Annotated in this window: 1 protein-coding gene and 1 pseudogene; both read left to right on the top strand. The window is 57.5% G+C overall.

Features of this window, described 5'->3' with window-relative positions; translation table 11 throughout:
• Nucleotides 1-92: pseudogene (locus tag MF607_RS22515) on the top strand (integrase catalytic subunit); the annotation flags it as partial.
• Nucleotides 93-645: 553 nt separating this feature from the next.
• Nucleotides 646-1,092 (top strand): ferritin-like domain-containing protein, encoded by a 447-nt coding sequence (locus MF607_RS22510; protein ID WP_242122393.1) that lies wholly within the window; start codon nt 646-648, stop codon nt 1,090-1,092.
• Nucleotides 1,093-1,272: the final 180 nt, after the last annotated feature.

Raw genomic sequence — 1,272 nt, 5'->3', positions numbered from 1 at the left:
CCCCGCAAGCGTCGACACCGCCATTGCCGGTCTCCGGCTCCGCTTCGCTCCACCTCCGCCCGGCAATGGCGGCGGACACAACAATGCACTAACAATCACCCCGGACCACCCGGTGGGGGCTGCTCACCACCTTTGCGGTCGTAGCAGGCGCGGGATCAAACCCGATAACCCATTTGGGGTAGCCTTCCGGTGTCATGATAATGTCCGGATGGCCGATAGGATCGTTTCCAGTTTCGATCCAGCCTGCACCATAGCACCGTTCGCAAATGACCCGCTTACATCGGAAACTCACAAGGTCGATTTCAGCATTCCATTGCCCATGCCCGTGACAGACTGGACAGAGTGCGTCGAGAGCACCGTTTCTTGGCTGAAGCGGAATGATGTCAAACGCGTGGGGACTATCCGGCCCTGCGCAAACGACGACATGGGTGGCGTGCGGTATATCCGGTCTCCAGATGATTAGGCCGGTCCGCAGGCGCCATGCGATTGCGTACCGCCTTTCGTGTCCTTGCCTCACATAGCTGATCGCTTTCGTCAGCATGGGCCGTTCTGCGACTTACACAACTGTACGATGCATGGTTTCGATCCTGATCGGGTCCTTTTCGGCGGGGGATCGTTATGCGAGCTTCACCACCGGAGCCTTCCATGACCAATGATAAAGACGTATCCGTCCTGAACGGCCTTATCGAGACTACCCTTGATAGCATGAAGGGCTATGAGGACGCCGCCAAGGATGCGGAAAGCACACAGTATGCGACCATGTTCGCCGATTTCGCACGCGACCGCGCAAAGGTTGCAACGGATTTGCAGAATCAGGTACGCGATCTTGGCGGTGATCCCGAACTGAACTCGAGCGTGCTCGCTGCTGCGCATCGTACGTTCATGGATCTGAAGCAGGCGATCACCGGGAAGGATGACAAGGCGATCATCCAAGAGGTCGAGCGTGGCGAAGATCATATCAAAGCCAAGTTCGAAGACGCGTTAAAGCAGGACGATCTTTCCCCAGCCACGCTTACCGCAATTACGACGGCGTTTGCGTCGGTCCGCGAGGGTCACGATAAAATGAGCGCGCTGAAGCATAGCGTAGCGTAAATCGCTGAGGGCGGCGCTTATTCCGCCGCCCTCACTTGCAAGCTCCGCAACGCCCTACGGTGGAGTTGGCGTTACGTGCGAAGGCGATGATAGGTCGCATCACGCACCCAAGCCTGCCCATTGACCGTTAGGCACGGATGCAAAGCCTATCACCTGATCCGTACATCCTTATCCTGACCG

Origin of the sequence: Sphingomonas lacusdianchii (assembly GCF_022664395.1) — a bacterium.
In the GTDB taxonomy this organism is placed as follows: domain Bacteria; phylum Pseudomonadota; class Alphaproteobacteria; order Sphingomonadales; family Sphingomonadaceae; genus Sphingomonas; species Sphingomonas lacusdianchii.
The sequence above is the reverse complement of the archived record's forward strand: the minus strand, read 5'-3'. Positions and strand labels throughout refer to the sequence as shown.